Source organism: Syntrophorhabdaceae bacterium, from assembly GCA_028698615.1.
GTDB lineage: Bacteria > Desulfobacterota > Syntrophorhabdia > Syntrophorhabdales > Syntrophorhabdaceae > Delta-02.
In genome coordinates this window covers 1-8,257 of record JAQVWF010000073.1, presented here as the reverse complement: position 1 = coordinate 8,257, position 8,257 = coordinate 1, and the positions used below count along the sequence as shown (strand labels likewise).

The window sequence follows — 8,257 nt, the reverse complement described above, 5'->3', positions numbered from 1 at the left end:
CCGGATATCATCAAGAAGACCTTTACCATACCGATCCTTCCAAAGAAAGAACAGAGGGATGCCCTGAACTGGACATCCGCGAAGGTCCTTTCCCTGTCCCTCGATGACATGGTGTACGAACACACGATGTTGGGGAGGATGGAGGAGAAGGGGATCATGAAGGACGAGGTCCTTTTTGTCGGGACCTCGAAAGGCTTTATTCAGCGGGTCAGTTTGGCTTTTCAACAGGCGGGTTTCCGGGATGTGGTCCTCGTCACCGACATTGCCTTCGCCTACGTCTATGCATTGGGAGAGGTGGGGGAAAGGTCGGTCGCCGTGGTCGATGTCGGCGGAAGACAAACAGGTTTGTATATCGCCAATGGCCGGCGCCTCATGTTTGCCCGTGAGATCCTGACGGCCTCGGAGAGCTTTTCCGACGCGCTCATGAGCGGTCCCGGCCTTTCTTTCGATGAAGCTGAACAATACAAGAAGGAACGCGGTTTTGACGCGGAACTGACGGAGATCCTCAAGATACCCTTTGAGCGCCTGGCTGGCGAGGTTCAGCGGACGTTCAGCGTCTATAACCAGCATTACCCCGACAAGGCCGTTACCCAGGTGTATGTGACGGGGCGGGGCGCCAGAATCCCCCGGTTCATGGAAAAACTGGAGGAGACACTCGTGGAACAGGTGGACCGCCTTGAAACGCTCCACAGCATCGAGGACAAGTACATCCCGGCCCAGGCGCTCTCCATGAACCTCGATGTTCTCCCCAATCTCCTTCCGGAAGGGGCGAAAAGGCGTGAAACGAACAAGGTATTCAAACGCTTCGCCATGGTCGGAACGGCAGCTATCGCCGCAATCCTCATACTGCTTTCCCTGGGTATGTGGCGTACCTCAAAAAATGTCGACCTGAGATTGCAGGCCGAGAAGGGTTCCCTGGAGCAGATCAAGAAAGGCATAGAAAGCCTGGGGCTCAAGTCGGTCAAGGTGTCCATAGACCCCGGTGATATTGGTTTTATTCGCAACCAGATCCAGAAGAAGGACATAACGTTCGTGACGCTTTTGAAGTATCTTTCATCGAAGACCCCGGACGGCATTTATCTGAAGGCGGTTGAATTCGGGGGTGAATTTCCAGCCGAGGGAGCCGCTGTTCCTGACAAGGGCCAGCAAGCTTCCGCCCCTGTGCCCCCCGCACCACCGGCGAGCGCCGCGCAGGCAAAGGGGGAGACAGGCCGGAAACCCATGGAAAATGAATATCCGCTGGTATTGACAGGATACATTTTTGCTGAGGCGGATGCCCTTGAACTCAAGCTTTTTGATTTCCTTTTGTCCCTCAAGGGATCGGGTTTTATCCAGCAGGTGGAAGTGGTGCGCAAGGAAAACAAGACGGTGCGGGGAAAACCCGTGCTGGAATTTGCTTTGTCCGCGAGGTGCTCGAAGCATGAGCTATAAGAATCTCATATGGCTGCTCGGTCCCGTCGTCGCGATCATCCTTCTATGGGTATTCGCGGTCTATATGCCCATCACCGCGCAGGCTAAAAAGGGACAGAATTCGCTCGACGCAGTTTTGCAGGAGCGCAAGACCCTGGAGACAAGCATATTGACCATGAGCCAGCAGATGCAAGCCCAGGAAACGCTGAAAAAGTCCTATGATGAGTTTCTCAAGCGGGCGCCTGCGGTCAGCAGGATGGGAGAGTTCATGGCGGGCGTTGTCCATTCGGTGAAATCAAGGGGGATGAGCCTGGAACGCCTGAACGGCCAATACGGATCCATGGAGACTTCGCATAGAAATGTTGTGCACCCCGTTTTCGAGATGGGCATCAAAGGGAAATTTATGGACATGGGAAGGTTTCTTGAAGAACTGTCGGAACAGACGGCTTATGGTAGTATCAAGCAGGCCCGTATAGCTTATGACGAGAAAGAGTACCCGGTCCTCACCGGCCGTTTTGTCATAGAGTTCAAGGCGCTCAAGGAGAGAACGCTTGAAAGTAAGTAAGCCCATCCTCATCCTGTGCATTGTGTTGCTCCTCATTGCAGGATATGTCCATTTCTTTACGGGCAAGAAAAAACCAAAGGGGCCTGTACCTCCGACTCCACCCGCCCCGGCCCAGAATCAACCCGCTAAGCCGCAGCAGGGGCAGCCGCCGGTTTCTCCCGGTCAGCCCCAGCCAGCAGCGCAGGCGCCCTTGAAACCCGAGGCTGCCATGCCGGCGGCCAAACCGCAGTTCGACAAACTGAGAGTTGGATGGGTTTCGGATCCATTCCTGCTCCCCGTTATCAAGGGAAAAAGCGCCAGGGGAGACGGCTCGGCAGTGAGACTTGTAGCCATTCTCGAACAGGGCAGGGACAGGGTTGCGGTCATCGATAGGGATGTGGTTAAGAAGGGCGATATGATAGGAAGCGAAAAGGTCGCGGAGATAGGCAGGGACAGAGTAGTTCTGGTTCGCGGTGCAGCCAGGCGGACCCTTGTTCTTGCCGATGCCGACACCGTTGCTACCGAGGAGGCGCTTACAACGAAACCAAAAGCCACTGAGAGGGCCAAATGAAAATAAGATGGATCCCTTTAGTCTTGCTCTGTTTTTTGCTTTCCTGCACTCATTCCCAGAAGGCGCCGGACAAGATGGCGGCAAAACCGCCTGATATACCAAGTCCGGTATCGTTCCAGGTCGACAAGGAACCGAAGGCCGCGGCAAGACAACCCGAAGACCTCTATTCCTTTTCGCTTCGCGAGGCCAATGTCAAGGATATCCTTCGTGCCATCGCAAAGCAGACGGATTACAATGTTGTCGTTGAGCCCGACGTGAAGGGTCTCACGACAGTCGATCTCAAGCAGGTCAGTCTGTCTAAGGCCCTCGAATACATACTTGAACCGCTCAATTACGCATACAAGATAGAGGACAGGACTGTCTACGTTTCCAGGCCCAAGGTGGAGACGAAGATATTCACGATCAATTACCTTTCGTTGAAAAAGACCGCGACAAGCAAGGTGACATGGAAGGAGGGAGGTTCGTCCAGCACGACGACAAGTTCCGGTACCACGAGCAGCGAAGACAAGACGCTCGAAATAAGAAGCGAGACCGAATCTGATCTGTGGAAAAGCCTTGAAGACAACCTGAAACCCATGCTGTCGGCGGATGGGAAGTTTGCGATAAATCGACAGGCTTTCACGATCATGGTGGCTGATTACCCGAAGAACCTGAAACGGGTTTCCATGCTCCTCGACGGTCTTGAAAAACCCATGCACAGGCAGATCCTCATCGAAGCGAAGATAGTTGAAGTGATACTGAACGCCGGGTCGCGTCAGGGTATCAACTGGAAGCTTGTGAACACAAGGGTTGGAAGTTTTGCGAACATCAGCGTTACGCAGAACTTCACCACGCCCGCCGATTTCAGCATCACGCAACCGGTGTTCCGTTTCTTTGTCGGTTCACCTTCCTCGGGAGAGCTTGACATCTCCGGGTCCTACGTCGAGGCGCTCCAATCTGAATACGAGACACAGGTACTCTCGAATCCGAAGATATCAACGCTCAACAACCAGAGGGCCGTTATAAAGGCGACGACGCAGGAGGTCTACTTTGACGAATCTCTGGCCTATGGTGGAAGTGCCACTCCGGTCGCCACGTATACCCCGAAATTCATGAACGTGGGGATTGTTCTCGACGTAATCCCGCAGATCGATGAGAACGGCAATATCATACTGAGCGTGCACCCGGTGTACTCGACGATCTCAAGCTATGTCAATTCTCCCAATCCGGACTCGCAAGGCAGAGTGCCTGTCATCACGACACGGGAAGCCGATACGATCGTCCGGATAAAGGACGGTGAGACCGTGGTGATAGCCGGTCTCATTCAGGAGAGAAAATTCAAGGACAGGACAGGCATAAAAGGCCTGAGTTCCGTCCCGCTTCTGGGCCAGCTTTTCAGGATGGATACAGAGGAGAAGAGGAACACTGAGCTTGTCGTGTTTTTGACCCCGAAGATCATTTACGCGAAGTGAGGGTATGCATAGATGAGTATAATCCATGACGCCCTGAAAAAGGCGCAGGAGCAGAGAAAAGGAAGTGGTGCCGGTAGCCCCTTAGGCGACAGTCAGCCGGAGGCTAAAAAAAAACCGTCTGCTGTGCTGATCGCGGTTGTTCTGGCGGTTGCCGTGGCGGTGGTTGCCTATCTCTACATCCCGGCGTTCCATAGGGGGAAGGCCCCGCCCCCGCAGCAGCCGAAGATCCCGGTGTCATCGCCTGCGGGAGTCGCAAAGACACCCGCTGCGGCGCAGAGCGCTCCCGACCCGGAGCCTCAACCGCAGACGGTCCGGACGGCAGCGGTCGCAGTAAAGCCTCAACCAGCGACCGAGGCGAACGAGACGGGTCTGGCTCGACAGCAGAGTGCTCCAGCGAAAAAGCAGATGGCCGAACGTGATGCCACAAAGGCACCCCGCGGTCTGAAACCTGCCGTGAGTGGAACGAAACCGCTGCCACCGTCCCTGGTCGATGCTCAGGGTGCGCCAACAACCAGGCATCCTCGGGTAGTCGCCGGCAGCCACACGAAGGACCGGGAGGAACCAGATGAGGAGCCCATTCGGCGGACGAGGATACGAAGGACTGACGATGAAAGGATAGACGCGCAATTCAACGAAGCCCTCAGGGCAATAAACTCCGGTCAGACGGGTGATGGCTCTAGGATATTCAACGATATTCTCGCCAGAAGGCCGAATCACGTGGAATCTCTCAACAACTTGGGCGTCATCGCGGCATCGCGTGGCAACAAGAAGGAGGCCCTCTCCTATTTCAAGAAAATTCTCGAATACGAGGCCAACTATCCGAAGGCGTACAACAACATCGGGCTAGTTATGATGTCCGATGGGCAGCCCCAACTGGCGGAGGAGTATTTCCGCAAGGCCATCTCCCTCGACCCGAACGGACTCGAGCCCTATATGAACCTCTGCGCGGTCCTACGGGCGCAGGGCAGATTTCAGGACGCAGACAAGATCATGGAGACGCCGATCAAGAAGAACCCGAAAGACCCGCTTCTCCTTCTCTCCTCCGCTGTCATCAAGGACAATTTGGGCCAGACAGGAGAAGCCGTAAAGTACTACAGGCAGTATCTCAGCCTGGCAAAGCCATCTGACGCACAGAGAAATGGAGTTTTGGAAAGACTGAAATATCTGGAAGGCAAAAAGTAATGGCTCGGATACGCAAAAGGCTTGGGGAGCTTCTTCTGGATGCGAAAAAGCTGACGGAAAAAGATCTTCTTCGCGCCCTCACGGAACAGAAGAAATACGGTAACAAACTCGGCAAGGTTATCGTCAAGCTCGGGATGCTCTCCGAGAAGGAGATCATCGATACCGTCAGCAAACAGCTCAATATTCCCATTGTTGACCTGAAAGAGCTGGAGATCCCCGAGGACGTTGTCTCGCTGATCACGTCCGACATTGCCAAGAACTCCATGCTTATCCCTGTCATGCGAAGGCATAACGTCCTTAAGCTGGCCATGGTCGACCCTCTCGACATCGATGCCATGGACAACGTGGCGCGAATGGTCAAAATGGAGATAGAGCCGCTCATCGTCGCCGAGGATGAGCTGAAACAGGCGCTCGAAAAGTACTACGGTCTCAAGACAATTGTTGAAGAAACCCTGGACAGGATTCGGGAACAGGAATTGACCCTCGAAAGGGATGAAAAGGATGATGAGGAAGATGAGCGGATCTCGGTAGACCTCATAGAGGAAGAGCCTGTCGTCCGTTTTGTGAACAGCCTCCTGGCCCAGGCTCTTGCCGACAATGCGAGCGACATCCACGTGGAGCCCTCCAAGAACACTATGAGGGTGAGAATGAGGGTGGACGGCAGGCTTCACGAGATACCCAGTCCCGACAAAAAGATGTTCCTGCCCATAGTATCCAGGATCAAGATCCTCGCCGGTATTGACATCGCCAGGACCAGAACGCCCCAGGACGGCAGGTTCAATATCCGGGAATCATCCCGTGAGGTGGGCGTCAGGGTTTCCACCTTTCCCACCATCCACGGCGAAAAGGTGGTTCTCCGTCTTCTCGACAAGAGCACTGCCCTCTATGGCATCGACAACCTGGGGTTTTTGAGGGACGACAAGGAAAAGATAAAGAGCGTGCTCAGGAGGCCCTATGGTTTTATCCTTTCCACGGGCCCCACCGGCAGCGGTAAATCGACAACGCTTTACTCGATTCTCAACTTCATCAACGCCGTGGAAAAGAACATCATCACCATAGAGGACCCCGTCGAATACACCCTGGATGGTCTCGCCCAGGCACAGGTCAACCCCCGTGCCGGAATGACCTTTGACAGCGGGCTTCGCTCCATCCTCAGGCAGGACCCTGATATCATCATGGTCGGCGAGATTCGCGACCGGGAAACGGCGACCATGGCAGTCCATGCGGCACTCACGGGGCACCTTGTGCTCTCGACGCTCCACACGAATGACGCGGCAAGCGCCGTGACCAGGCTTGTGGAGATGGGAATAGAACCTTTCCTTGTGACGTCTTCCGTGAGTTGTGTTATCGGCCAGAGACTCCTCAGGAAGATCTGTCCCGAATGTAAAGAGTCCTATTACCCCACGCCATCGGTTCACAAGACCTTTCAGATAAGGGAGGACGTCCTCCTGTACAGGGGCAAGGGTTGTCCTGCATGCAAGTATAAGGGCTATCGCGGCAGGACCGGTGTCTATGAGGTCCTTGTCATGGATGATGAACTCAGGGAGCTTATCATCAGCAAGGCCCCCAGCGAAGTATTGAAGAAGAGGGCCCACGAAAAGGGCATGAGGGTCATGAGGGACGATGCCATCATGAAGGTCCTCTTCGGCACGACAACGCTGGAAGAGGCGCTCAACGTGGTACAGGAGGAGTAACAACGAAGGCCGGGATCCAGGAAAACACTGCAAAACGAGGCCCAAGGTGACATTATGAGGCACAGAGCCTAGGTTATGCCGACATTCATATATAAAGCCAGGGATGAGAGGGGCCTGCTGGTCCAGGGGAACATTGAGGCCACAACCCAGAGAGATGCCATGGCCCAGCTCGATGCCATGGGGTATATCCCGGTTTCGGCAAAAGAGACAGGCTCCAAGAGTTCGACCTCAATTGATGATTATCTGTTGCGGTTCCAGAGGATCAAGCACGACGATCTTATCTTCTTCACCCGCCAGTTCCAGACCATTGTACGTTCTGGTATCCCGCTCGTGGCGGGGCTTCACGCTCTTGAGGAACAAACCACCAACCAGAGGCTGCAAAAGGGAATCAAGAACGCTGCGCAGGAGATCGACAAAGGCGCGAGCCTGTCTGATGCGCTGGCAAGGCAGAAAGGTGTTTTTTCGGAGATCTACGTGAGCATGGTGCGCTCCGGCGAGACAAGCGGTAATCTCGAAGAAGTGCTGGAACGGCTATCCGGGCTTCTCGAGTTCCAGATGAGGACAAAAGAGACCATTAAATCCGCCATGAGATACCCCATCTTTGTTATAAGTACACTGGTCATAGCGTTCGTTGCCCTCATCAATATGGTTGTACCGAAATTTGTCCCAATGTTCAAGACATCGAAAGTTGCGCTGCCTCTTCCTACCCAAATATTGCTTGTCATTAACGACGTCTTCCAAAAGTACACAACAACAGTCGTGGTGGTTGTTATCGCCCTGATCGTTGGTTTCTTTTTATATAAGCGAACGGCTGCGGGGAAATACACCATCGACGTCATCAAGCTCAAGATTCCTTTCATAGGTGTCATAATTTTGAAGACCTGCATGAGCAGGTTCGCCTTCACTCTGGAAAATCTCGTCAGTTCGGGCATTCCCATTATACGGACGCTTGACATCGTGTCGCGCACGGTAGGCAACGAGTATATAGCGAAGAAGGTGCTCGAGATATCCGCCAGTATCGAGAAAGGAAGAGGAATATCGCGACCGTTGAAGGACGCCAAGATCTTCCCCTCCCTTGTAATCCATCTCATCGCAACCGGCGAAGAAACAGGTTCGTTGGAAGAAATGCTGAAGGAGATTTCGAGGCATTACGACAGGGAGGTGACATATACGGTCAACCGGCTTTCAGCGTATATTGAACCCATTCTGACGGTCGGTCTTGCAGGAATGGTTCTCTTTCTTGCCCTTGCCATCTTCATGCCCTGGTGGGATATGATGAAGGCCATGAGGGGTGGTGGTTGAAAGGTTTTTTCAGAGACCCTGGCAACTTGAGGTACAGTCTCAACACGATCATACCTCTCGTAGCTTTTCTGACTAGTCTCTTCTCTCTCGCCATCGGTCTTAA

General features: G+C 53.8%; 7 protein-coding genes. All 7 read left to right on the top strand.

All coding sequences use genetic code 11. The features are described 5' to 3' along the window. Window positions 1-1,431, top strand: a 1,431-nt coding sequence (pilM, locus tag PHC90_13795) for a pilus assembly protein PilM (protein MDD3847416.1), incomplete at its 5' end; no start/stop codon positions are given. Next, window positions 1,421-1,975: a type 4a pilus biogenesis protein PilO gene (pilO, locus tag PHC90_13790; GenBank protein ID MDD3847415.1), complete on the top strand. Its 555-nt coding sequence runs from the start codon at window positions 1,421-1,423 to the stop codon at window positions 1,973-1,975. The genes pilM and pilO, both read left to right, overlap by 11 nt. After that, window positions 1,962-2,525: a hypothetical protein gene (locus PHC90_13785; protein ID MDD3847414.1), complete on the top strand. Its 564-nt coding sequence runs from the start codon at window positions 1,962-1,964 to the stop codon at window positions 2,523-2,525. Before pilO ends, PHC90_13785 begins: the two co-directional genes overlap by 14 nt. Then, complete coding sequence (locus PHC90_13780; GenBank protein MDD3847413.1) at window positions 2,522-3,976, top strand: secretin and TonB N-terminal domain-containing protein; 1,455 nt, start codon at window positions 2,522-2,524, stop codon at window positions 3,974-3,976. Before PHC90_13785 ends, PHC90_13780 begins: the two co-directional genes overlap by 4 nt. Window positions 3,977-3,988: 12 nt before the next feature. Continuing rightward, window positions 3,989-5,158: a tetratricopeptide repeat protein gene (locus PHC90_13775; GenBank protein ID MDD3847412.1), complete on the top strand. Its 1,170-nt coding sequence runs from the start codon at window positions 3,989-3,991 to the stop codon at window positions 5,156-5,158. Continuing rightward, window positions 5,158-6,852, top strand: a complete 1,695-nt coding sequence (locus PHC90_13770; protein MDD3847411.1) for an ATPase, T2SS/T4P/T4SS family — start codon at window positions 5,158-5,160, stop codon at window positions 6,850-6,852. The genes PHC90_13775 and PHC90_13770 overlap by 1 nt, the downstream gene beginning before the upstream one ends. Window positions 6,853-6,927: 75 nt before the next feature. Next, window positions 6,928-8,154 (top strand): type II secretion system F family protein, encoded by a 1,227-nt coding sequence (locus PHC90_13765; protein ID MDD3847410.1) that lies wholly within the window; start codon window positions 6,928-6,930, stop codon window positions 8,152-8,154. The last annotated feature ends 103 nt before the right edge of the window (window positions 8,155-8,257 follow it).

What these genes read in the sequence shown, in the direction of transcription:
- pilO (MDD3847415.1), top strand. Translation starts at nt 1,421, where the DNA reads ATGAGCTATAAGAATCTCATATGGCTGCTCGGTCCCGTCGTCGCGATC.
- PHC90_13780 (MDD3847413.1), top strand. Translation starts at nt 2,522, where the DNA reads ATGAAAATAAGATGGATCCCTTTAGTCTTGCTCTGTTTTTTGCTTTCC.
- PHC90_13775 (MDD3847412.1), top strand. Translation starts at nt 3,989, where the DNA reads ATGAGTATAATCCATGACGCCCTGAAAAAGGCGCAGGAGCAGAGAAAA.
- PHC90_13770 (MDD3847411.1), top strand. Translation starts at nt 5,158, where the DNA reads ATGGCTCGGATACGCAAAAGGCTTGGGGAGCTTCTTCTGGATGCGAAA.
- PHC90_13765 (MDD3847410.1), top strand. Translation starts at nt 6,928, where the DNA reads ATGCCGACATTCATATATAAAGCCAGGGATGAGAGGGGCCTGCTGGTC.